Origin of the sequence: Lysinibacillus sp. NPDC097162, assembly GCF_044762185.1 — a bacterium.
Taxonomy (GTDB): Bacteria; Bacillota; Bacilli; order Bacillales_A; family Planococcaceae; genus Lysinibacillus.
Genome location: NZ_JBIWDT010000004.1, coordinates 1 through 23,567, shown reverse-complemented (window position 1 = coordinate 23,567; position 23,567 = coordinate 1). Strand labels below are relative to the sequence as shown.

The following is a 23,567-nucleotide window of genomic DNA, read 5'->3' as shown; positions in this document are numbered from 1 at the left end:
CCGCTTCAACAAGTTTGATAGCGGGATTTTCTATGGTTAAAAATTAAATTTAAAATTATCTGGATCTTGACCAAAACGTTGATTACGATTTAATGTTGCCATTTTATCCATCTGTGCTTGCGTTAATTCAAAATCGTATATTTGTGCATTTTCCTCAATACGACTTGGTGTTACTGATTTTGGAATAATCAGCGTATCCTTTTGCAAATGCCAACGAAGCACTACTTGTGCAGCTGACTTCCCTAGCTCTTGTGCAATTTCAAGAATTGTTGAATTATCCAGCACCCCTCCGCGACCTAACGGTGACCATGCTGTAACAGCAATTCCATGCTCTGCACAAAATGCCTTTAATGCATCTTGTTGTAAGTAAGGGTGCAATTCAACCTGATTGACCATTGGCGCGATATTAGCTTTTGATAATAGTTTTTGCAGGTGATGTTCATGATGATTTGACACACCTGTTGCTCGTAGTAACTTCTCATCATACAAACGTTCAATCGCTCTGTATGTTTCCTCATATGTTTCAGGCACTACCCAATGCGTTAAATATAAATCTAAATAATCCATATTTAATTTTTTCAATGATACTTCAAAAGCACGTAGCGTCGCATCATACCCTTGGTCAGTATTCCAAACCTTTGTTGTCACAAAAATATCCTCGCGTTTAATGCCTGAGTGGCGAATTGCCTCACCCACCTCTGCCTCATTACCATATAACGAAGCAGTATCAATCGCACGATAGCCCACTTTCAACGCCTTATCAATAGCCTGTAACGTTTCATCACGTTCTGTCATTTTGTATACGCCTAGACCAAAGCGAGGCATCTCAATACCATTTGTTAACGTTTTTGTTGATTGTAAATTCAAAAACATCAGCCCCTTTCTTTTCCTAGTTTCATTATACAAAAAATTGGATTAAAAATAATGTTTTTCTTGCGCGGGTATTTTGCTCTACTTCGCGGAATTCTCTCCTTGCTTCGCGGAATCCTTCCTCTCCTTCGCGGAATCCTTCCTCTGCTCCGCGGAATTCTCTCCTTGCTTCGCGGAATTCTACCACTGCTTCGCGGAATCCACTCCCTGCTCCGCGGAATCCACTCCTTGCTTCGCGGAATTCTCGCCCTGTTCCGCGGAATCCTTCCTTTGCTTCGCGGAATTCTCTCCCTGCTTCGCGGAATTCTCTCCCTGCTCCGAGGAATCCTTCCTCTGCTCCGCGGAATCCACTCCTTGCTCCGCGGAATTCTACCTCTGCTTCGCGGAATTCTCGCCTTGCTTCGCGGAATTCTCTCCCTGCTCCGCGGAATTCTCGCCCTGCTCCGCGGAATCCACTCCCTAATCTCACGCCTGCTTTGCGTGAGGCTTTCCTATTGCTTGTCTTCGGGTTCTTCATCTACCTGGATCGGGTCTGCAATACGGTCATCCTCGGCAAGTTCTTGACCATCACGGAGATGTTCCATTTGTTTACCTAAATCTTGTAACTCTTTAAAATTTCTCGCCATTGTGCCGTTTTCTATATTCGGAACCTTTTTTTCCATTTTTATCACCTCTATAATAGTTTTCCCGAAATATTAAAGTCTGAACCATTTCTGACATATTTTATTTAGCAAGGACGTTTCATTTTTATAATAGATAGGCTATACTAAAAAGAGATTTGCTTATAAACATGAGGAGGGTTCTTCCATGAAGTTATTATTAATTATTGGTGTAACTGTTGCTTTCTTAGCTGCTATTTTCACTGCTGGGTACGAAGGCGACTACAAAGCGGACAAATAATGCTCAAGAAAATCACTAAGTATGATACTTAGTGATTTTCTTATTTTTTTAGTAGTAGCCATTGCGGTTACTTCTTTTTTTTCGGCTTCATAATTACTTGACTTCTACTACTTTATTAAATATACTTACTTACATAAAGTAACTTGATGATTAATAATAACTAGAAATTGGAGGTTTTCTTCTATGCATTTTCATGAAAAACCAAACACATATGTTACTAATGTTGAAATTAAAGTAAGTGATTTACAACGCTCACTAACATACTATAAAGAAATTATTGGCTTTAAAGTTTTACAACAGGAATCTAATCGAGCTACCCTAACTGCTGATGGTAAAACAGCATTGCTAACTATTGTTCAACCGGAATCGGTCGAACAAAAAACGCGTACTACAAGTGGACTTTATCACTTTGCATTACTGTTACCAACACGTCGTGATTTAGCAAATATAATTACTCATTTCCGTCAATCAAGTGTGTACTTTGGCGCATCTGATCACGATGTAAGTGAAGCACTTTATTTACGCGATCCAGACGAAAATGGTATTGAAATTTATGTAGATCGTCCTGAAAATGATTGGACTTGGCAAAACGACCAAGTGCATATGGTAACTGAGCCGCTTAATATTCCTGGAATATTAGTAGAAGCTAATGGTTCATGGGAAGGTCTTCCTGCCAACACGGTAATGGGGCATATTCATTTATCTGTATCCAACTTAGCTGCTGCTGAGGAGTTTTATACGAAAGGCTTAGGCTTTGACATTGTCACACGCTATGGCGAGCAAGCATTATTTATATCTACTGGACGCTATCATCATCATATCGGCTTAAATACATGGTATTCTGAAGGTGCTCCAAAGCTTGGAGATAATCAGATTGGTCTAAAATCATATTCGCTTCGTTTGGATAATGAAGTGCAGGCAAATAAAATAAAAGCAAACTTACGCCAAATTGGAGCGTCTGTTATTGATATTAATGGCGGTTTCCAAACAGTGGATCCTGCTGGTAATGCTATTTTACTAAAATTTTAAGGAGGCTATCTTATGGAATTTGGTGTATATACATTAGCAGATATCGGAAAAAATCCAGTGAATGGCTATATGCCAAGTGTTAAGGAACGACTAGATGAAGTTATGCAATACGGGCAACTTGCTGATGAAGCAGGTCTTCAAGTATTTGGTGTTGGAGAGCATCATCGTTTAGATTATGCCATTTCAGCCGTACCCGTTGTATTATCAGCGCTATCACAGCGAACAAAAAATATTCATTTAATGAGTACGACAACTGTGCTTAGTACGGTAGATCCAGTACGCTTATACGAAGATTTCGCAACACTCGATTTATTATCAAATGGTCGAGCTGAAATTGCCGTTGGACGAGGAGCCTTTATCGAATCTTTCCCGCTGTTCGGCTATGATGTGGATAATTATGATGCACTCTTTGAGGAAAACTTAGCATTACTTTTAAAATTAAACAAAGAAGAGCGTGTAACGTGGAGTGGACATTATCGCAAACCGCTTCAAAATGCTGAAATTGCACCACGTGCTAGTCGTGAAATTCCTATTCATGTTGGAGTTGGTGGAACACCGGAAAGTGCTATTCGCGCGGGACGCTATGGAGTTGGCTTAAACTTAGCAATTTTAGGTGGAGATCCAAGCCGCTTTAAGCATTTAGTTGATGTATATCGTGAAGCATTGCACACAGCAGGACATGATTTGAATAAAGCGAAAATTACTGTATCTGGTCACGCTTACTTTGCCGAAAGCTTAGTGCAGGCTAAGGAAGAATTTTATCCGTATTACTCAAATTATTGGCATTATGTAAATGCACAGCGCGGTATGCGTTATCATTTATCTAAAGAAGGATTTGACGGTATGACGGCTGGCCACAATGCACTATTTGTTGGTAGCCCAAATGAAATCATTGAAAAGATATTAATGCAGCATGAAATATTTGGTCATTCCCGCTTTATGGCACAGCTCGATATTGGTGCAGTACCATTTAAACAAGTAGCTAAATCCATTGAGCTGCTAGGAACTCAAATTATGCCAGCGGTCAATAAAGCACTAAAAGAGTAATTTAATTACAAAGGCAAAGAAGTTCGTCATTTTTGCTATCGTTGATGTCCGCTATGGCGGATACTTTCTGCGGGCACACCGTACGCAACCCTCGCTAACGCGAGGGTTGTTACTTTGCTTGTGCGTTCCCGCAGGAGTCGCCGCCTTCGCTACCACCAACTTGTGCACTCTGCTGAAGCAAAAAAGTGTTAGATTGATACAGTCAATCTAACACTTTTTCTCATTTCTTAGTGTAAACCTGGGTAGCCCTGTTGTCGTAAAGCCTCGTAAATAACAATCGCGGCAGTATTTGATAAATTTAATGAACGTACATGTTCACTTTGCGGAATTCGTAGGCACATATCTTTGCGTTCATAGGCAAAATCTTTAGGCAAACCTGTCGTTTCTTTTCCAAACATAAAGTAGATATCCCGATCCTTATCACTAAAATCATGCGTAGTAAACGGTTCTTCACTATATGTTTCAATTAAATACACGTCACCTTTTTTAGATGCTTCTAAAAAATCCTCAAGTGAATCGTGGTACACCACGTTGACACTATGCCAGTAATCCAAGCCAGCACGTTTTAGCATTTTATCATCCGTCGAAAAACCAAGTGGACGAATTAAATGTAGTGAGGTATTAGTACCAGCACAAGTACGTGCAATATTCCCTGTATTTGCTGGAATTTCTGGTTGATATAAAACGATATGCAATGGCATAACGAAACACTTCCTTAGCTAAAAAATTGTAATCCTTTGTTTATCTCAACGAGTACTTCCTCGTCTAGTTCCTTTTTCTTTGCAGCAAGTAACGCTATTTCTGCTAGCTCCCCGCCAATCTTGCCTAATGCCCATGCAGCCGTTCCGCGAATAACTGGTCGTTCATCTTTTTCTAGAAGCCCAATTAAATCAGGTACTGCCGCTTCCTCTTTAAAATGGGCTAAAGCTAAAATGGCATTGCGTTGAATTGGCTTTTTACCGCGCCATGAGCCAGAAACATGTCCAAACTTATCTTTGAACTCCCGATTGGAAATTGTTAAAAGGGGTGTTAGTAATGGCTTTGCAAGCTCTGGATCAGGCTTAAATTCCTCATGTATCCAATTGATTTTCCCTTTATTTTTTGGACAAACTGTTTGGCAAGTATCGCAACCATATAAGCGGTTCCCTAGATGTGAGCGGAATTCGTCTGGAAGATACCCTTTCGTTTGTGTTAAAAAGGCTATGCAACGCTGTGAATTTAGCTGCCCACCTTCGATTAATGCACCTGTTGGACAAACATCTAAGCATAAACGGCAATCACCGCATTCATCCTCCATTGGCTTATCAGGGGCAAACGGGATATTTGTCACTAGTTCTCCTAAATATACATATGAGCCAAACTCCGGTGTAATAATTGAGCAGTTTTTCCCGCTCCAGCCAATACCTGCACGCTCTGCTACGGCCCTATCGACAAGTGCACCTGTATCTACCATTGACTCAATGCGCACATTGGGCACTCGTTCTTCTAGCCAAGCTGCTAGTAATGCCAAGCGCTCTCGTAATGCAGTATGATAATCGACGCCCCAAGATGCTCTGCAAAATATGCCCCGTCGTGCCCCCTTTTTACCAATAGGAGCATCTTTCATCCGTGAAGGATATGCGACTGCTATAGCAACAATACTTTCTGCACTGTCTAACAATTGAAGCGGTTCCGTTCGTTTTTCAATATTGCTCTCTTCAAAACCTGATTGGAAACCAAGCTCCTGTTGACGACGCAGTCTATTCTTTAATTCTGTAAAGGGAGCTGCCGTTGTGAAACCTATTTTATCAACGCCAATGGACATTGCATACGCCACAAATTCTCGTTGCAGGTCATGTATGTTCATTTTATTTCCAACTCCTTACATGATATAATAATTAAAATAAATAAAGTAGGTGATTTTTTATGGAAGTATCACTTAATCCATCGTTGTTAACGCAACTTCCAGAGCTGAAAATCGGCATTATTCATTATACCAAAATTGTCGTAGCAGAATCGCCCCAAATGATTAAAGGTCGCTTGCAATTGTATCAGGAAAACCTCTATTTAGAAATGCAGGAACAACCTGTAACTGAACGTAAAGGCATTGCAGAATGGAGACAACTTTGGAAAAAGCTTGGCGCAGATCCGAACCGTTATCGTCACTCGGCTGAAAGCCTAATGCGCAGAGTTAGTAAGCAAAATTATTTAACACCGTTTCATTCAGGTGTGGATGTAAATAATTTTTTCTCCCTTCAATATGAAATTCCAGTTGGCATCTATGATCTAGCTTATCTTAAAGGTAACGTAGAAATTGCACTTGGCAATGAAGAAACCGGCTATGAAGGCTTAAATGGACGCTTTAATACGTTAAATCATATACTTTGTAGTCGTGATGAGGAGGGACCATTTGGTTCACCGTTCGTCGATTCAAAACGTACGGCAGTCTCCGAGGCGACGACTGAAGCTTTACATATTTTCTATCTTCGTCCTTCCCTTTCAACGGAAGATGCCCAAAAGCTTCTTGCGTCTGCCGGTAAAATGTTCAATCAAATTCATGGCGGAGACTATCAAATTGCCCTTTTAACGAATACAACACCATCTACTACTCTATAAAAGGACGTGTTTTCATGATTAATCTTGCAGAAGCAGTTAAACTTAAAAGCATTTTAGCTAAAAAGGTTCAGGAACTTATTAGTGAGTTACATCGTAGTGCCTTTGTGACTGTTGAAAAAGGACAAGCACCTAAAACGAGCAATCGTCCAATGACTGTTGTTGAAGGTGAGCTGGCTCAAGTACGTCTTGATATACGAACATTAGATCGTCTTGTCTATGAGGCGAATATAAATAATACAGTAGACTTTAAGGGTGAGAAGCTTGCACTTGTAGAGGCCATAGAATTGGCTTCACAGCTTCGCGCGGAAGCTGAGCTATGTAAACATTTTGGCACACATGAGAAAGAAAGTGTACGCATGGGTTATGGCGAAGGTACAATGCTTTATGATATTGCTATGTACGAACCAGATGCGTATCGGGAACGTTCTCTTCAACTTGAGAAAGAAGCACATAAGCTCTCTAATTTAATTAATGCCAAAAACTACAGCGTTGAAATACAATTTGACGATTCTCGCTATTTCTAAGCTCGGGGCGGTGAGACTCCAAACCGAGTCGGATGGCTGTTTTCAAAAACTACTTAGGTAGACAACTAGAATAAACCAATAACATGTGACCTGTTACTTTATGACCGATGACCTATAACCAACCATTGGCAAAGGCATAACAAAACTCGAGCATATAATGATTTCAAAACGCCATCCGAAAACTCTCTTGCACCTTGTGTGTGGGAGAGTTTTTTTATGTCTATTTTGCCAATCAATTGGACAAACTTTATTTAGTACAATTGGAAGGAGCAATAGGTATGAACCATTCTCATGAAGAAAAAGATGATACATTAACAAATCGCCAAGGCCACCCTATTACAAACAATCAAAATTTACGAACTGTCGGAAATCGAGGACCAGCGACGCTTGAAAATTACGATTTCCTTGAAAAAATAAGTCACTTTGACCGTGAGAGAGTTCCTGAACGTGTCGTACATGCTCGTGGAGCAGGTGCACATGGCTACTTTGAAACATACGGAGTTGTCGGCAATGACCCTATTTCTAACTATACAAGAGCAAAAGTGTTTCAGGAAAAAGGCAAACAAACACCCGTATTCGTCCGCTTCTCTACAGTTATCCACGGAGGGCATTCTCCAGAAACTTTACGAGATCCACGAGGCTTTGCTGTTAAGTTTTATACGGAAGATGGAAACTGGGATTTAGTTGGAAATAATTTAAAAATCTTCTTTATTCGCGATGCTATGAAATTTCCTGATATGATACATGCTTTTAAGCCCGATCCAATTACAAATATTCAAGATGTCGAGCGCTTTTTTGATTTCTGCGCAAGTTCTCCCGAATCCTTCCATATGGTAACCTTTGTTTATTCACCTTGGGGTATTCCAGCTAATTATCGAATGATGCAAGGCTCAGGTGTCAATACGTATAAATGGGTTAATAGTGAAGGCAAAGGTGTACTTGTTAAGTACCACTGGGAGCCATTACAAGGCATTAAAAACTTAACACAAAAAGAAGCAGAAGAAATCCAACAAAAAAATTTCAACCATGCAACACAAGATTTATACGATGCTATTGAACGTGGCGAATATCCTGAATGGGAGTTAAACGTGCAAATTATGGAGGATGGTCCTCATCCCGAGCTTGATTTTGACCCACTAGATGATACGAAACTTTGGCCAAACGACAAGTTCCCATGGTATCCAGTAGGAAAAATGGTGTTAAATAAAAACCCAGAAGACTATTTTGCTGAGGTGGAACAAGCTACTTTCGGAACAGGTGTCCTCGTTGATGGTTTAGATTTCTCCGACGACAAAATGCTCCAAGGACGTACTTTCTCTTATTCTGATACGCAACGTCACCGAGTTGGTGCCAACTATTTACAACTTCCTATTAATGCACCTAAGAAACGTGTAGCGACCAACCAAAACGGTGGGCAAATGCTGTATAAACGAGATTTAGCGCCTGGACAAAATCCACATATCAACTACGAGCCATCAATGTTAAATGGTTTAAAAGAAGCCGCTCAAACAGCGAAGGAATACACACCATTTATTGAAGGGAATCTTGTTCGAGAATCCATTGATCGCCAAAGCAATACGAAGCAAGCAGGTGAAACCTATCGTAATTTTGAGCAATGGGAACGCGATGAACTGCTGGAAAACTTGATTAGAGATTTATCGACTTGTAATATGGCGATTCAAGAGGCAATGATTGCATTAGCTTCAGAGGCAGATGAAGAATATGGTCGCTTATTAAATGAAGGTTTACAAATGGCACAAACCAATGCATCCTCTGCAAAACCTCTCGGTAATATTGACGGTGATAACGCACCTAAAGAGGCTGTCGACAAAGGACATGATGCCGAACCATATTAAAAAAAAGTGACAGGCACTCAAACAATTTTTAATTTTCAGATAACAATAAAATAAAAATCCACTTATACTCCTTTCGGGAATGTACAAAACGTAAGATGCAACAAGCCTCGCTTTAGCGAGGGTTGCGTTCTTACTTTGTGCCCGAGAAAAGCAAAGTGGATTTTTGCTTCTTTTTAAACTAGTGCCAGGCACTCAAACAATTTAATGAACACCCGGTAAAAGACGAAGCGTTTTTTCCTGTGCATCTAAAATTGCATCGACCCCTAATGGAATAGCAATATTCGTTGTTTCATGCCCGATTTTAAAACCTGCTACGACAGGTATTCCTAAATCGCTAAAATACTCTTTCATTAACGTTAGAAGAGCATCATCACTTGCTTCTGTTTGCGTAAATGAACCAATAACTACACCTGCTAATTGTTCTAGCTTTCTTGCTTGCTTTAACTGCTGTAACATAGAATCAATCCGTGGAATCGTTTCTGCAATATCTTCTATCACTAAAATTCTACCTTCAGTATGGACTTCAAATTTTGTGCCCAAAGTGCTTACTAGGCGACGTAAATTACCGCCTATAATTGGTCCACGTGCTATCCCAGGTGCAATCGTTGTTAACGACGAAATAGCCTCTGTATACTGTATTTCCATCGGAGTAAACAACTGTAAAAACATCTTTTTCGATAAATCATCCATTTTATCTGTAGCCATTAGCAAAGGTCCATGGAAGGTCACTATATTTGCATATTCATTAATTGCACAATGCAAATATGTAAGATCAGAGAAGCCCCAGAAAATTTTCGGGTTTTCTGCTAGTAGCTCATAATCAATTTTACTAGCAATTCGCGCAGAGCCATATCCACCTTTTACACAAAAAATTGCCTTCACCTCAGGGTCTCGAACCATTGCATGAAAGTCTGCAAGTCTCACTTCATCACTACCTGCTAAGTAGTCATGCTTCGCCGTAATCGTGTCCCCTATTTTATAGCGGAGGCCTAACTCATCTAGAAAAGCTAATGCATCTCCTAATTTTTCTGGCTCCACAAGACTGGACAAACATACAACACCAACCGTATCGCCTTTTTCTAAATGTGCGACTGTACTTATCACACTACCCCCTCCAATTCTATCTCTAATTCTAGCATATGCATCATTTATCAGACTAAAATAAAAAAGCGTAGACTGCAAAATGAAGTCTACGCCTTAATTTTTTATTTTGTACCACCGTAAATAACAGTAACATTAGGATGATTTAATAATCTGCTAGCTGGGAACGTTTCTGTCACTTCCCCGCCTCGTAACTTTTCAATAGCTTCTAGCTTCTTTTCTCCAAATGCAATGAGAACAATTGCCTTCGCATTCATAATTGATTGGATACCCATTGTAATAGCATGCGTAGGTACTTCCTCTGGGCGATCAAAATAAATAGCATTTTCAGTTCGCGTTGATTCTGTAAGTTCGACAATGTTTGTAAGCGAATCAAATGACGTACCAGGCTCATTAAAGCCAATATGTCCATTTACCCCAATACCAAGCAGCTGTAAATCAATACCACCAGCTTCCGCAATTCGAGCATCATATGCTACACATTCAGCGGCTAAATCCTCCGCCTTACCATTTGGTAAATGTATATTTTCCTCATTGATATCTACATGATTAAATAAATTCTCATGCATAAACGTCCAATAGCTTGCAGGGCTAGTTTGTTCTAAACCTACATATTCATCAAGATTAAATGTTTTAACTTCCTTAAAGGAAATATCACCAGCTTGTTGACGCTTAACTAATTCTTTATACATGCCAACTGGTGAACCACCTGTTGCTAGTCCTAAAATGCTTGCAGGTTTTGCTTGTAGTTGCTCAGTAAAAATATGTGCAGCTACCTCACTCATTTCTTCGTAAGAATTTACTTCTATCCACTTTATTTCATTCGTCATTTATATACCTACCTTTAGAATCGTTATTTTTAACTAAAAATGGGAAATTCATTACTATCTAGTAGTGAATATATTAATTCTACAAGTTATTTAGCTGTATTTCTATTATTTTCTTTATCTATTTTTTACGTGTATTCTTTTGCTATTTCGGTTATGTTAATTAGTAAGGAAGTGAGGCGATTTTATGAATTCTCAAATACAACAATATTTAAATTATCTTCAATTTCAAGGATCTATAGAGCCGTCTATCAAGCTACTTGGTCAATTACAAACAAAACATCTACATACAATACCCTATGAAAATTTAGACGTTGCCTTGAAACGCGGCATCTCCTTTGCTATTCCTGATCTTTTTCAAAAAATCATTGTTCAACGACGCGGAGGCAATTGCTTTGAACTAAATATTTTATATAGCTGGTTACTTCGTGAACTCGGTTTTTCTGTCACAAATCGCTATGCACAATTTTGGCGCAATATGGATGCAAATACACCACTTGAAGATGTCCCTATGCATCAGCTACTTCTCGTCCAATTTGACGGTGTACCTTATATCTCTGACGTTGGTGTAGGTGCACTAGCCCCATGTAAACCAGTTCCGTTAATTGCTCACCACGAACATCGAGAAGGTAATGAGCTATACAAAATTGAATGGGATGACACGTACGGTTGGATGCTTTATGAGCAAACACCACACAATTGGCGTCTACTTTACAACTTCACAGATAACGATAACGATGCCAATTTTGCCCCACGGCTTTCACACCAAAAAAATAAAATCGCAATGATTCGCACTCCTTCTGGACGACATACTATGTTCAATAATGAATTTCGTATATATGAAGGGCAATCTTTAACAACTTATACAACACATACTGAGCAAGAGTGGCAGCAAGCTCTTGAACGTTATTTTCATATATCGATCACTTAAAAAAGGATGCATTGTTGGAATGCATCCCTTTACGCTTCTAATTTGCTGTTCGTTTTAGCAACTCATATACTACTTCGCCATTGTGTAGTTCCTTGACTAAACCAATTCCATCTACAAAATAATAGGTTTTCACTACATCAATATATTTAAAACTTTCTTCTAGTACAGCTACATTTTTATAGTTAACACCACCTGCTCGAATCGTTCCATCCGTCGTTTGAACAGTTATACGATTACCGTTAACTGGACCTTCATCGTCTTCGTGAACAATTACGCCAATTCTTAGAGGAAGCCCTATATAGAAGTCGTAATGTGAGCTATATTCTTGAGCAATTGCTTGAGCATATACTGAGCCATCATAATATAATAACTCATCATTAAACTGCTTATTATTGGTCATATTAGCAATTGACCAAACATCGTTTTTATTATCATTATGGCTGTATTGATAATTTAATGTATATCTTAGGCCATCATCTGGTGAGTAAAATGCATAGGTGTATTTATATGCAGGATCCTTTTGTAAATTTGGCTTTGAAAGGGTCATAGCACGAGCAACAAATGCTGAAAAATGTGCACGTGTTAATGGCAATTTAGGTTTAAATGTACCATCCTGATAACCGCTCGTAATATTATTGTTCGCTACCGCTAATATTTCCTTATAACCTGGTGTTTTCTCCGTAACATCCGTAAAATAATAAGGGCTCGTTCCCTTTAATTTAAAAGCACGTTGTAAAACAATGGCCATATCTGCTCTCGATAGCGTGCCATTTGGATTAAATTTCTTTGTTGCCTCGAATATGCCAGCATTTTGTGTAGCAGCGATTTCTTTATAGTAGACATGTGATGTCGGGACATCTTGATACTTCGGATTTTTCACATTCGTCGTTTTCAATCCTAATGCACGAGTTAACATGACAGCTACTTGAGCTCTTGTTACATATTCATTCGGTTTAAAAGTGCCATTAGGATACCCTTTAATAATCCCACGGTCAACTAAATAATCTATTTCCGTACTTAACGTATTGTCAGATGACACATCTTTAAAACTAGCTGCATATACAGGCTGAATCTGTAATAACCCAAAAATCAAAACTACAATCAACATCCTACTTATTTTCTTCATACTATTCCCCCTATATTTACTCCCATCCTTGTTATCCTATTCATCAAGTAAAATAAATATTAACTAAAAAGACATTTTTAATAGTTTTCTTGCACTAGTATCTAATCATTCCATACCCGTTTGAAAATGTACTTACACTTCTAATAGAGCCTATAGAACTTGTAAAATAAAAAACCTCTGCAAGACTTTGCAGAGGCGTTAAAGTTTTATTTATTTTTCTTATTTTGAATTAAACCAAAACCTAGTCCAGTAGGGTCTACTAAATACGCAAGATAAAATTCATCAAATTCCATTTTTTCTCGGACAATAATAGCTCCCTCCTCCATAGCTTTTGCAATAGCGTCATCAATTGAATCTACTTCAATTTGCACGCGTACTCCATGTGGATAATCACTTGGACCTTTTCCAATTCCACCGTTAATACCATTTTGCTCGCTGGCACCTGTTGTAACAGCCCAGTAATCCCAATGAGGCTCAGCAATTTCCCATGCGAAAACTTTAGAATAAAAATTCGCTGCTTTCTCGGGATCTTGACTATTTAGTTCGAAACCTATTACTCTGCCCAATTCATTTCCCCCTTTTTTCACTTGTAAAAATTAAAGAAAAATAAATTAAAATTCCTGTTAAACAAATAAGCACGATAGCAACTACTTTTTTAAACATTACATAATCGCTATATATTTATAAAGCCATCTAGTAAAAAAAATAGCTGCTACGAGAGTAGTAAAAATGATAATAGTTTATTTTTCATAATTATTACCTCCAAACCTAACATCTAAAAAAGTATTACATATGGATAATTCTAAAAATATAACTTTTAAGTATATCTATTATGCGTTTCCTTACGTTAATATGCTTTTGTTACCTTGTACTGTTTCAGAATATAAAAAAAGACCTCAACAGAGTTGTTGAAGTCTTTTAAATTCACTTTGGATACCGGTGGTCGGGGTCGAAATAACGGTCAAAGAATTGATTTAATAACGTTCTGTGGATGCAACGTGTAAAATTTGTGTAAAAAAAACTTCATCTTGTACTTTAGATTGACTTAAAGTATTAAGGGGAATTTGTATAGAATTTTATATAAAATAATATTTGTAAGGAGATAAATCTATGAGAAGACCAGATTTCACATAAAATAATTTCTTTGTTTTTAACGGCTTCTTCATGCTGTTTTTTTCAATTCTTTTAAATATTCTACAGTATATTTTTTTCCGTTACCATAGAGAGGCATTGATTTTGCTTGTCAGTAGCTTTGCACGCTCAGTAAAAAACTCATCAAATCTCTGTGTTTTCCAAAGTTCACATTCTTGAGGAATGAAATGACGATTCAAATACCCCTGTCTATTTTCCGTATCGATTCGATTATTTATCCAGTCGAATAATTCCTTTCCGTTCTTCTCGCCACGGTTTGTCCCTGAATCGAGCAGTTGGTAATTCACGATATTATTTATTTTACTTTCATCAACTCCTGCGGCATACAAAAGTGAACGTGGATGGATATGATCGATATCCTCACTCCGAATTGTTGGTTGACCATTATAAATTAAGTAAAATACATACTCTTGATCAAATACGTTTAGATTTGTTTCATTCACCGCTCCAATAAAGTGAAGAGGGTGATAATCATAAGTTCTAAACAACATATCTTTCGGGAATAACTTACCCTTATTACTTTGCATTACTGTATGTATTTTCTTGATGCCTGTCTTGTAGGGAATCCAACCACACCCCCGGCTGAATACTTTGTTTAACAATGACAGTCTCAACCAAACCGCCATATCCTGACAATTTTTATCGTTTGTATCAAATCGATCAAACATATTTTCTAGAGCATTGTTTGTTGTTTCGCTATGAAAAATATGATAAGTCAAAAAATACAACGGAATCGCAGATCGATTTTTCGCAGCAGAGAACCAATTGTAATTTGAAGTAGCTATTAAGAACTTTTTCAGTGCTTTTAGTGCAGCCTGGATTCGTTCGTAATTTGAAGTAGCAAATTCAGCATCCTCTGCAGTAAGGTCTGACATTTCTTTTGATGGCTTGTCATTAAGTATAAGCAGTAGTTTAATCAGCACATCTTGGTCGATTCCAATATCTACGTTCTCAGCTACAACAGTATCCAAAAAATGTTCCATTTTATAGTCAAAGCCTTTGAACATAGAAGCGACTAAATCATACGATGAGAGCTTTGTTCCACCGTCATTTAAACGTCTGAATAATTCAACAATGCGTTGTCTGTTTTCTATGACATCTTTACTCTTGTTGACGGATACCTTTGAGATGCCAACGCTCTCGTCAGCGAAAACAGCATCAAAAAAATCCTGAATATTAGTTTCAATTATGTCCATTTGTGTGTCGTCTTCAACGTCAATATTTTTAATAATTTCTCTTGCTACTTGCCTTGCTTTTCTTGTTATTGACAACCGCTGAAATAAGTCATCCACTGGATACCAAAGGCAATTACTAACAGAACCAGAAACCCGCTCTTTGTTTGCTTTGGGCAATTCATCAGCTTTGATGGCAAACTTAAAATCATACTCAGAATCCGCATAATCGCTAAGCAAATCAAAAAAAAGTCGCTTACCGTTAAATGTACCAGTCAATCCTATAAAAAAGCTCTGGAGACGTTGCTGTCCATCGATAATAAACCACTGTGTTTTCGATAACTCATCAACTTCGATCGAGGCTACATTATTACCGTCACGGGTAAAAAAGCGGTAGGCAAATAGCGGTTTGCTTTCCTTTTCCTCTTCGATACAGATAATGGAACCAAAGGAGTTTCCTTTCAACAAGGAGTCGAAGAGAAGTTCCATCTTGTCCTCTGACCAGACAAGCCGTCTTTGGATGACGGGCAAGACAATTTCCTCATCCTTGATTTTTGTAATTGCGTTCTTCACACTGAGGTGTGTCCAATTCGCCATAGTTTAGCCTCCTTAAATAGCTTAAAATATCTCTTGTGTTCTTCTATACTTAATTTCAACTTTGATTTTTATTTTCCTCCCTTGTTTTGTTACGTTTTTCTGTATATTTGTATACCACTATTCAAGATTAAGAACTGAACGAGATACAGCAAAAAAATACGAACTTTTAAAATCGCTTGAAAACAATTTTCGAACCCTTCTGCTTATTCTTTACTCCTAACTATCAACGCACAGCACTCCACATGTGGTGAGTACTGATGGTAGATTAAACATTTAAGGTTGATCTATTAGAATTGGACTTCTTCTTTTAAAAATCAAACTGAACTTCAACTTCTAAGCTTCTCGTTTGTTTATACCATAAGAGAAAATCTTCTGTCATTCTTAGTATCCATAGCGCGTCGGCCATTGTTGTATTTTCGGTATACAATACTCCATCAAGCATAGGCCCTTCTGTAGCATGGGGACCTAAGTCTGATGCTAATGAATATAGATAATATACTAACTTAAATCTAGCAAACTTAAATTCAACATTTTTAATACCTAAAGATTTATTAGCCGTATTATCTATAATATTTTTAGGCACATTGACATTTTGTATATAAGTATCCGTGGAAATCTTTTGAAGTCCTTTTAACCATTTCGTATCGTCGTCTTTATCATCTTCACATATTCCTAGAATAATATTTCTGCAATTTGAAATACAAGAAATCACTTTACCGTTAATGTAATTTTCTAATGCTTCAACATACAAATTAGCGACTTTTGGGTTTTTAACTTTTAACCAATCCAAAATTGTAGAACCTTTTCTTTCTAATTCATTAGCTCCTTGTAGAGTAAATGGCTTTAAACATAATTCCCCATTTTCAATCACTAAATCAAGATTTAATATTTGTAAGCTTTTATGTAAATCTAAAAAATCCTTCTTTGCATTTGCTAGAATTAATTCTAAGGCATCCTCATTACTTAACTCTTCTAGCATCTTTGTTATTTCTCGATCCGAGGAATATGAATAATAAGTATTCTCCATATATTTTTCCGATAAGATTAATCTTATCTCAAATTCTTTAATAATCGATTCAAAGAGCAAATACAACTCTTCTAAAGAAGGACTATTTAAATATACTGTTTTTAGTATTTGATTTATGGCACTATAACAGCCACTATATTCCGGATCAGGATTTTCCCAAGTACCGTTGTAATAGAATGGTCTAAGTTTATTTTGATATAAATCAAATAACTTACTTTGTCCAGAAGTAGAAAGAATTCGTTCCCAAACTGAATTATTACTAACTTTAAATATAGTATCTTTGGTTAATATTGCACCTATTTTTGATAATGTTATTTCCTCAATTGTATCCATAATTCCCTCCAATTTAATTTACAACTTTTTAGCTAACTCTAATCTTCTAAAAACCGGACACAAATACATTTATCTAATTGCACATGAGCCATCGAAATTAATAAAAGAGCTTGGATAGCATCTCTTTCATTCTTGTCATCATACATTTTTGGAGAATGTGCAGTTGGATTTCTATATAAGTAACAAATAGTATTTAGTAAAGACTTTAAACCTTGATATTGACTCTTCTCAGTATCATTAACCATATAATTATCTTTTATAATTATGGAAGGATTTTTCAAGTTAAATGAATCATTAATTAATGTGTTCCCATCTTTTCCAGACAAATTTAAATCCCTAATTCTTTGTAAAACACTTTTACTTGCTTCTAATACCGCATGGAAGTAATTTTCTTGTAACAACTCTTGTTTACAATATTTCACAACCTCTAGATGAACATCATACTCATTTAATTTAGTATATAAATTGTTAGTTCTTTGGATGGCCTCCTGAAGAGTATCAATAGGTTTTATCTGAATTACTTTTCCATTTTCCAATAATTCTAATCCACAAAACCCTATAACTTTGTTAATATCATTTAAAGATTCATTCCATAAATTGATATCATTTCTAAATTCAAATGGCTTCATAATATCTTCAATCAGTTTAATAAATGGTGTAATAGAATTAGATTTATCCATTTCAAAATTCAACGTATCTTCTATCCGCTTCCATTTTGTACTTAACATTTTATCTCCTGTTGAAGTGTAATAATCTCGCCATTTATTTTTTTTGAATAAATATGTAATCTTGCTCCCTGTAACAAGTTCGCCCAATATTTTAGAAATTTCTTGTACAATTTGACTATCCAATACTTATCACCTACTTTGTAAGATAAATGACGTTTGTTCGTTAAGTCTTTGTAAAATAGACGAAACGACGTGATTATTCAACTTCAAGTAAGAACTTATAATCTTATTTTGGGTTTCAGAGGTATTTTGATTTAAATGTAATCCATCATTATATAATGGCTGTAATAAATAATATTCTCCTGGAACATTTACTCCTTTTGATTCCGCAAATAAAATCTTTTTATTTGTAGTATGAGTAGACAGGAAATCCTCTTTAGAATTATCATCAGTAATTAAATCAAAAATTTGCTTTTCTATCATAATTCTTGTAGCACATAGTACCATTAATGGACTATACTCTTGATTATTTAAATATTTTTCTAATTCTTGCTGCGTTGCATCATAAAAACTATAAGAACTCCTATGTTCAATAAAATTAAGAATAGTTTTTTCTTCATCCGTAAATACATAGTTATTGTTATGGTAATGCAATAGATATTGTTGAACTTTATCTGATAAATCATCTTTATTATTTCTATATAATAAAAGGTTGGTAATTCCTTGGTCTTCTCTGTATGAACAGTGTCTTAAGTAATGAATTCGCTGTCTTTTTAAATAAAAGTTCTTAAAAAGCATTGGATCTAAATGTGTTAATACTATAGGGAATATGAACTTTCCTTCAGCTTTTAGCTCCTCTATTAACTTAGCAAGGTAAAACTGTGCTACTAATAGATTTCCACCATCCAGATAATCGAAAATTTCATCTATTATTAAGATACCTACATTTTTATTTATTTTGATTTTAAACAAAGTTAATGATGCAATAAATGATAATACATCTCTTTCTCCATTTGAAATTTTATTAGGTGATAAAAATTCAACTATAAATTTACCCGATTTTTCTTTTGCTTTAATAGTTCTATTAGTAGTATTGAAAATTTCAAGTTGTTCATTTAATTCTACTTTAATTTTTTCATATTGAATTCTCTTTATATATCCTTTAAGCTCCGATTTCTTTAACGCAGTAACAGAAATAATTTGTAAAATAGTTAAAACCAATTCTAGTTCACTGGAATAGTATTGTTCTATTCTTCTAAAAGATTTTACTATCCTACATATTTCTATGAAATCACTATTATTAGTCAGCCCATGTTCATTATATACAAAGCTTGCTTCAATACCGATTTCTGACACTGAATTATAAAATTCTTCAATTAGTTTTTTAGATCTTTTCTTTGAATAGAAACCATTAAATAATGAATAATTTTCATAAATTAAATATAAATTTTCAGTATCTTTTAAAAGCTCCTTTAAATCAACATAATGCTTAGATAAAATTTTTGAACTTCTTCTAAATACTCTTATATCATATGGGAATCCTACTTTTGATGGAATTGAATCATATAAAACAATATTTTTCATTGCCATTTTGGCATACTTAACTGGGCCTCCAGCTGATGCTGTTTTAGCAGTTAATAGACTAGTAATAACGTCAGTATATAAATATTCCTTAAGTTCATTTTTTTCAGGATTTGCAATTAGTTTTAGCTGTCCTGCTTCTTCAAGAATTATATTTAACTCTATCTCTGGTATATTCTCAACTTTATTCTCAAAAAAATCATCTTTATTAAGTTCAAGCTTGTTCGCTTTTAGCGATTTAAAACTTTGAGCTATTGTACTTTTACCAAACCCATTTGGTGCTACAAATATACTCACATAGTTTGCCACTAAATCTTTAAAAGTTAAGGATAAATTACTATGCCCTTTAACATTCTTTATAGTTATACCTTTTATCAAATTCAAAAACTCCACCCCTCCACTAATCCATATTATACCATCATATTTTTAATTTTCCACATATTAAAAGGTACTTTTTTACTATTCGAAAGCTATAATGAATAACGCTTGAGGCCACCAGCATTAATTATCACAGCTGAAGCTGATGTACTTCGTGACGAAGGAGAAGCATATGCCGTGGAGCAATTGATTTTGCCACAACTTGGTTACGCAAAGGGTTTTAATTAATCTACATAGAGACTACAGCAAACAAATAACAAACAAGCAAATCCACTCAAATAATTAACTATTCGAGTGGATTGTATATTTATTCCTTATCCCGCAAACCAAATATAGCCCTTTTCATGAAGAAAGACGCGTTCTTATTTCAGAAAAGCGCCCGATTGTTGAAAACTTTAAATGCTATTTTTTCCTCAATTGAGTCCTTCTTTTAACAAAACTTCTATCCTAAAAATGCAATTTCACCATTTTCTTTTTTTGCTCGAATTGCAATTTCACAAAATAAAGTAGCCATTATTGCTTGTGCAAATAAGCTTTTACATTGGATTTATGCGATTTTAAAAACGAGGCGATTGCTCTAATTGAACTATTGCTCCCCGTTAGTTAAGTGCAATGCTTCACAATCTAACAAATAAAATTGCATAATCCAAGATAAGTTTTTAATATTGTTTAATTTCAATAGGAAAATATTTCATACTCCTCTATATTCTAATAACATAAATAATCATTGTTAAAGGTATTGTAGTAACCATAATGCAGAATAAAACAATCAAAGTTAGAAATTGTATAACAAAAATAGAACCCTCTCCACTAGAGAAAGGGTTCATTATCTAGATATTCATTACATAAACAGGTTGTGAATAATTGAAAAAGCAATTGGAGAGAGGAAATTAAACATACCATGAGATATCCACGCAGCTAAAAATCCGTACCTTATAAAAAATAAGCTATGTAGAAAAAAACTTCACCTGTGGTTTTTCGTTCTTAATTACGTCGTAAATAAACAAAGTAAAATCATAGAATTGGCGCGATAGTCGGGATTCTTCATAAAAAAATATTGCTTCTATGTTGTGATCTTCTGATAAAGTTTTTTCTAAAAGATCATTCATTGCCTGCCTTTTCGTCACTACTTTATGATACGCACTATTAGCCCCATCAACAAGGACCTCAACAATGTTATACCCTTCTTTCTCGGCACGGATGCGAATTTCTTCTGTTTGCGTTTCGATGGATGCATTGAGTAACTGGTTAATGTAAGATACCCTTGCAATACCAATTGCATCTTTAAGGAGGTTTTCAGTTGACGCAAAAGAAGAATTCGAAAAATATGCAAATTACCAAGACAGTATTTTATTGTTGAATGGTCTTAAAGATCGATTAGATCAAGGTTTAGATTATTATTTGCTATTATTAGGTTTAACAACCGGATTACGTTTTGAAGAATTAGTTGGTCTTGTATATAGTGATTTTGACTTCAATCATAATGAATTAAATGTAGATAAAACCTGGGGATATAATAACAGAATGCCTACAGGATTTGGACCTTTAAAAAATAAAGCGTCTAAAAGGAAAATCAAAGTAGAAGGCACAACAATGGCATTATTTAAAGACCTCTTCAAAACAACTTCAGATAATGAACATCATTTAGTATTTTATAATGAAAAGTCAAAATACAAAGTAATAACAAATGAACGAGCAAATGATGTTTTAAAGGAAGTATTACTCGAATCAAATATTCGACCACTTATTACAATGCACGGTTTAAGACATACTCATGGAAGTATTTTATTACACAAGAAAGCGACTTACCAATACGTAAGTAGACGCTTGGGTCATGAAGACATTGAAACAACAATGAGAACTTATGCACATCTTCTGAAAGAAACCATTGAAGAAAATGATCAATTGGCAATTGATACTTTTTCCGAAATGTATCAGTAGAAGAGCAATTAGCACCTCACAATGATCAAATTTGACTTCGTTAAAAAGCTTATGTTTGAAAAAAACATGAGCTTTTTTCTGTATAAATAATTTATTTTGATTCCTTGGTTGGGAGTGAAAAGCTCATGTATGTTTTATTTTGCTTCCCTTAATTAATCACGATTTCACGGATCGCAGCTTGTGTAAAAACTTGTGTAAAATGATTTCGATTCTTATCGTTTCCTATCGTAACACAAGAAATGTAAAAAGCTCACAAACCCTGTACTATCAGGGTTTGCGAGCTTTCCAAACTTACTAAACGTAACATATATGTACGTGATGATACCGGTGGTCGGGGTCGAACCGACACTCCAAAGGAACACGATTTTGAGTCGTGCGCGTCTGCCAATTCCGCCACACCGGCATAATACTTTAGAGATAAAAAAAATCGGAGTATCCGATTAAGTAAAAAATATGGAGGCGGCAACCGGATTTGAACCGGTGATAAAGGTGTTGCAGACCTGTGCCTTACCACTTGGCTATGCCGCCATATTATTGGAGCGGAAGACGAGGTTCGAACTCGCGACCCCCACCTTGGCAAGGTGGTGTTCTACCACTGAACTACTTCCGCATAAATGGCTGGGGTACCTGGATTCGAACCAGGGCATGACGGAATCAAAATCCGTTGCCTTACCGCTTGGCTATACCCCAACAATGGGGCGACTGATGGGAATCGAACCCACGAATGCCGGAACCACAATCCGGTGCGTTAACCACTTCGCCACAACCGCCACTGCTTTATAGTTTTACGTTAATTTTATATTAAATGGGGCGACTGATGGGAATCGAACCCACGAATGCCGGAACCACAATCCGGTGCGTTAACCACTTCGCCACAACCGCCATAAAATTAATTGGCAGGGGCAGTAGGAATCGAACCCACATCAAAGGTTTTGGAGACCTCTATTCTACCGTTAAACTATGCCCCTATAAAAAAACTGGTGGAGGGGGACGGATTCGAACCGCCGAACCCTAAGGAGCGGATTTACAGTCCGCCGCGTTTAGCCACTTCGCTACCCCTCCGGGAAAACATGGTGCCGGCTATAGGAATCGAACCCACGACCTACTGATTACAAGTCAGTTGCTCTACCTGCTGAGCTAAACCGGCAAAAAAACCTGATGGGTCAGGACGGAATCGAACCGCCGACACTTAGAGCTTCAATCTAATGCTCTACCAACTGAGCTACTGACCCATATTAATATTTTGAAAAAATGGCGGTCCCGACCGGGATCGAACCGGCGATCTCCTGCGTGACAGGCAGGCATGTTAACCGCTACACCACGGGACCATTTTGGTTGCGGAGACAGGATTTGAACCTGTGACCTTCGGGTTATGAGCCCGACGAGCTACCACTGCTCCACCCCGCGACAATACTATTTGATTTTAACAATGGTGGAGGATGACGGGCTCGAACCGCCGACCCTCTGCTTGTAAGGCAGATGCTCTCCCAGCTGAGCTAATCCTCCATCTGGGTATTCGTTATAAATGGTGACCCCTACGGGATTCGAACCCGTGTTACCGCCGTGAAAGGGCGGTGTCTTAACCGCTTGACCAAGGGGCCTTACTAATTGGAATCGTAAAGTGCTGGCGGAGAGTAAGGGATTTGAACCCTTGAGACAGTGTTAACCGCCTACACGATTTCCAATCGTGCTCCTTCGGCCACTCGGACAACTCTCCAAGAATGGCTCCGAAGGCAGGACTCGAACCTGCGACAACCTGATTAACAGTCAGGTGCTACTACCAACTGAGCTACTTCGGAATAATGTTATTATGTATAGCCTAGCGACGTCCTACTCTCACAGGGGGAAGCCCCCAACTACCATCGGCGCTAAAGAGCTTAACTTCCGTGTTCGGTATGGGAACGGGTGTGAC

General features: G+C 36.9%; 21 protein-coding genes, 16 tRNA genes and 1 rRNA gene. 7 read left to right on the top strand and 31 right to left on the bottom strand.

All coding sequences use genetic code 11. The features are described from left to right. Positions 1-36: 36 nt before the first annotated feature. Genes ACIQXW_RS16870 through ACIQXW_RS16860 form a run of 3 tightly spaced genes read right to left on the bottom strand, consistent with a single transcriptional unit; the run spans position 37 to position 1,532 of the window. A complete protein-coding gene (locus ACIQXW_RS16870) occupies positions 37-867 on the bottom strand; it encodes an aldo/keto reductase (RefSeq protein ID WP_402764040.1) in 831 nt (276 codons plus the stop codon). Between the two features lie 31 nt (positions 868-898). Then, positions 899-1,339, bottom strand: a complete 441-nt coding sequence (locus ACIQXW_RS16865; protein ID WP_402764037.1) for a hypothetical protein — start codon at positions 1,337-1,339, stop codon at positions 899-901. A gap of 22 nt (positions 1,340-1,361) precedes the next feature. After that, entirely contained in the window at positions 1,362-1,532 is a 171-nt protein-coding gene (locus ACIQXW_RS16860; RefSeq protein ID WP_173479841.1) for a hypothetical protein, read from the bottom strand. A 421-nt stretch (positions 1,533-1,953) separates the two neighbouring features. Here ACIQXW_RS16860 and ACIQXW_RS16855 point away from each other — a divergent pair, with 421 nt between their 5' ends. After that, positions 1,954-2,799 carry a VOC family protein gene (locus ACIQXW_RS16855; RefSeq protein ID WP_402764033.1) on the top strand — a complete coding sequence of 282 codons (846 nt, stop codon included), beginning with the start codon at positions 1,954-1,956 and terminating at the stop codon, positions 2,797-2,799. A gap of 12 nt (positions 2,800-2,811) precedes the next feature. Beyond that, positions 2,812-3,846: an LLM class flavin-dependent oxidoreductase gene (locus ACIQXW_RS16850; protein ID WP_402764030.1), complete on the top strand. Its 1,035-nt coding sequence runs from the start codon at positions 2,812-2,814 to the stop codon at positions 3,844-3,846. Positions 3,847-4,073: 227 nt separating this feature from the next. Here the strand turns inward: ACIQXW_RS16850 and trmL are convergent, their stop codons facing one another. Together trmL and queG are read right to left on the bottom strand one after the other, a co-directional pair. After that, positions 4,074-4,547 carry a tRNA (uridine(34)/cytosine(34)/5-carboxymethylaminomethyluridine(34)-2'-O)-methyltransferase TrmL gene (gene trmL, locus ACIQXW_RS16845; RefSeq protein ID WP_340822398.1) on the bottom strand — a complete coding sequence of 158 codons (474 nt, stop codon included), beginning with the start codon at positions 4,545-4,547 and terminating at the stop codon, positions 4,074-4,076. Positions 4,548-4,561: 14 nt separating this feature from the next. Further along, positions 4,562-5,692, bottom strand: coding sequence for a tRNA epoxyqueuosine(34) reductase QueG (queG, locus tag ACIQXW_RS16840; protein WP_402764027.1), 1,131 nt, complete (start codon positions 5,690-5,692; stop codon positions 4,562-4,564). Between the two features lie 59 nt (positions 5,693-5,751). Between queG and ACIQXW_RS16835 the strand changes: the two genes are divergently transcribed. The 3 genes from ACIQXW_RS16835 to ACIQXW_RS16825 all read left to right on the top strand — a co-directional run bounded on the left by ACIQXW_RS16835 (position 5,752) and on the right by ACIQXW_RS16825 (position 8,821). Then, the gene (locus ACIQXW_RS16835; protein WP_402764024.1) at positions 5,752-6,441 is read left to right on the top strand and encodes a B3/B4 domain-containing protein; all 690 of its coding nucleotides are present in this window, start codon (positions 5,752-5,754) and stop codon (positions 6,439-6,441) included. 14 nt (positions 6,442-6,455) lie between these two features. After that, positions 6,456-6,965, top strand: a complete 510-nt coding sequence (locus tag ACIQXW_RS16830; protein WP_401020152.1) for a hypothetical protein — start codon at positions 6,456-6,458, stop codon at positions 6,963-6,965. 278 nt (positions 6,966-7,243) lie between these two features. Beyond that, a complete protein-coding gene (locus ACIQXW_RS16825; protein WP_401020154.1) occupies positions 7,244-8,821 on the top strand; it encodes a catalase in 1,578 nt (525 codons plus the stop codon). A 201-nt stretch (positions 8,822-9,022) separates the two neighbouring features. Here the strand turns inward: ACIQXW_RS16825 and ACIQXW_RS16820 are convergent, their stop codons facing one another. Beyond that, complete coding sequence (locus ACIQXW_RS16820; protein ID WP_402764021.1) at positions 9,023-9,925, bottom strand: S66 peptidase family protein; 903 nt, start codon at positions 9,923-9,925, stop codon at positions 9,023-9,025. Positions 9,926-10,026: 101 nt separating this feature from the next. Further along, positions 10,027-10,740: a glucosamine-6-phosphate deaminase gene (gene nagB / locus ACIQXW_RS16815; RefSeq protein ID WP_402764487.1), complete on the bottom strand. Its 714-nt coding sequence runs from the start codon at positions 10,738-10,740 to the stop codon at positions 10,027-10,029. Positions 10,741-10,936: 196 nt separating this feature from the next. Between nagB and ACIQXW_RS16810 the strand changes: the two genes are divergently transcribed. Next, positions 10,937-11,680: an arylamine N-acetyltransferase family protein gene (locus tag ACIQXW_RS16810; RefSeq protein WP_340822390.1), complete on the top strand. Its 744-nt coding sequence runs from the start codon at positions 10,937-10,939 to the stop codon at positions 11,678-11,680. A 37-nt stretch (positions 11,681-11,717) separates the two neighbouring features. On the opposite strand, the gene ACIQXW_RS16805 is transcribed toward ACIQXW_RS16810, so the two are convergent. The 7 genes from ACIQXW_RS16805 to ACIQXW_RS16775 form a co-directional block, all read right to left on the bottom strand. After that, entirely contained in the window at positions 11,718-12,806 is a 1,089-nt protein-coding gene (locus ACIQXW_RS16805) for an S-layer homology domain-containing protein (protein WP_402764018.1), read from the bottom strand. A 206-nt stretch (positions 12,807-13,012) separates the two neighbouring features. Then, on the bottom strand, positions 13,013-13,372 hold the full coding sequence (locus ACIQXW_RS16800) for a VOC family protein (protein WP_402764016.1): 360 nt from the start codon (positions 13,370-13,372) through the stop codon (positions 13,013-13,015). A 648-nt stretch (positions 13,373-14,020) separates the two neighbouring features. After that, positions 14,021-15,727 (bottom strand): DUF262 domain-containing protein, encoded by a 1,707-nt coding sequence (locus ACIQXW_RS16795; protein WP_402764013.1) that lies wholly within the window; start codon positions 15,725-15,727, stop codon positions 14,021-14,023. Positions 15,728-16,034: 307 nt separating this feature from the next. After that, positions 16,035-17,087, bottom strand: a complete 1,053-nt coding sequence (locus ACIQXW_RS16790) for a hypothetical protein (RefSeq protein ID WP_402764010.1) — start codon at positions 17,085-17,087, stop codon at positions 16,035-16,037. 38 nt (positions 17,088-17,125) lie between these two features. Further along, positions 17,126-17,938, bottom strand: a complete 813-nt coding sequence (locus tag ACIQXW_RS16785) for a TIGR02391 family protein (RefSeq protein ID WP_402764007.1) — start codon at positions 17,936-17,938, stop codon at positions 17,126-17,128. A gap of 6 nt (positions 17,939-17,944) precedes the next feature. Then, positions 17,945-19,720, bottom strand: a complete 1,776-nt coding sequence (locus tag ACIQXW_RS16780) for a P-loop NTPase family protein (RefSeq protein ID WP_402764004.1) — start codon at positions 19,718-19,720, stop codon at positions 17,945-17,947. Between the two features lie 941 nt (positions 19,721-20,661). Further along, complete coding sequence (locus ACIQXW_RS16775) at positions 20,662-20,985, bottom strand: recombinase family protein (RefSeq protein WP_402764485.1); 324 nt, start codon at positions 20,983-20,985, stop codon at positions 20,662-20,664. Positions 20,986-21,070: 85 nt separating this feature from the next. Here ACIQXW_RS16775 and ACIQXW_RS16770 point away from each other — a divergent pair, with 85 nt between their 5' ends. Beyond that, a complete protein-coding gene (locus ACIQXW_RS16770; protein ID WP_402764002.1) occupies positions 21,071-21,655 on the top strand; it encodes a site-specific integrase in 585 nt (194 codons plus the stop codon). Positions 21,656-21,977: 322 nt separating this feature from the next. Here the strand turns inward: ACIQXW_RS16770 and ACIQXW_RS16765 are convergent. From ACIQXW_RS16765 to rrf, 17 genes are all read right to left on the bottom strand, one after another. Beyond that, positions 21,978-22,058 (bottom strand) — tRNA-Leu (locus ACIQXW_RS16765). A gap of 51 nt (positions 22,059-22,109) precedes the next feature. Continuing rightward, a tRNA-Cys gene (locus tag ACIQXW_RS16760) sits at positions 22,110-22,183 on the bottom strand. A 7-nt stretch (positions 22,184-22,190) separates the two neighbouring features. After that, positions 22,191-22,265: transfer RNA gene (locus ACIQXW_RS16755), tRNA-Gly, on the bottom strand. A 5-nt stretch (positions 22,266-22,270) separates the two neighbouring features. Beyond that, positions 22,271-22,345: transfer RNA gene (locus ACIQXW_RS16750), tRNA-Gln, on the bottom strand. 4 nt (positions 22,346-22,349) lie between these two features. Further along, a tRNA-His gene (locus ACIQXW_RS16745) sits at positions 22,350-22,425 on the bottom strand. Between the two features lie 36 nt (positions 22,426-22,461). Beyond that, a tRNA-His gene (locus tag ACIQXW_RS16740) sits at positions 22,462-22,537 on the bottom strand. Between the two features lie 12 nt (positions 22,538-22,549). Continuing rightward, a tRNA-Trp gene (locus ACIQXW_RS16735) sits at positions 22,550-22,623 on the bottom strand. Positions 22,624-22,633: 10 nt separating this feature from the next. Beyond that, positions 22,634-22,717 (bottom strand) — tRNA-Tyr (locus ACIQXW_RS16730). 9 nt (positions 22,718-22,726) lie between these two features. Next, positions 22,727-22,802 (bottom strand) — tRNA-Thr (locus ACIQXW_RS16725). 12 nt (positions 22,803-22,814) lie between these two features. Beyond that, positions 22,815-22,887 (bottom strand) — tRNA-Phe (locus ACIQXW_RS16720). A gap of 20 nt (positions 22,888-22,907) precedes the next feature. After that, positions 22,908-22,983 (bottom strand) — tRNA-Asp (locus tag ACIQXW_RS16715). A gap of 4 nt (positions 22,984-22,987) precedes the next feature. Then, a tRNA-Met gene (locus tag ACIQXW_RS16710) sits at positions 22,988-23,062 on the bottom strand. A 23-nt stretch (positions 23,063-23,085) separates the two neighbouring features. Next, positions 23,086-23,161, bottom strand: a tRNA-Val gene (locus ACIQXW_RS16705). Between the two features lie 20 nt (positions 23,162-23,181). Further along, a tRNA-Glu gene (locus ACIQXW_RS16700) sits at positions 23,182-23,256 on the bottom strand. A 24-nt stretch (positions 23,257-23,280) separates the two neighbouring features. Continuing rightward, positions 23,281-23,372 (bottom strand) — tRNA-Ser (locus tag ACIQXW_RS16695). A gap of 5 nt (positions 23,373-23,377) precedes the next feature. Beyond that, positions 23,378-23,454: transfer RNA gene (locus tag ACIQXW_RS16690), tRNA-Asn, on the bottom strand. Positions 23,455-23,472: 18 nt separating this feature from the next. Then, positions 23,473-23,567, bottom strand: a 5S ribosomal RNA gene (gene rrf / locus ACIQXW_RS16685); the annotation flags it as partial.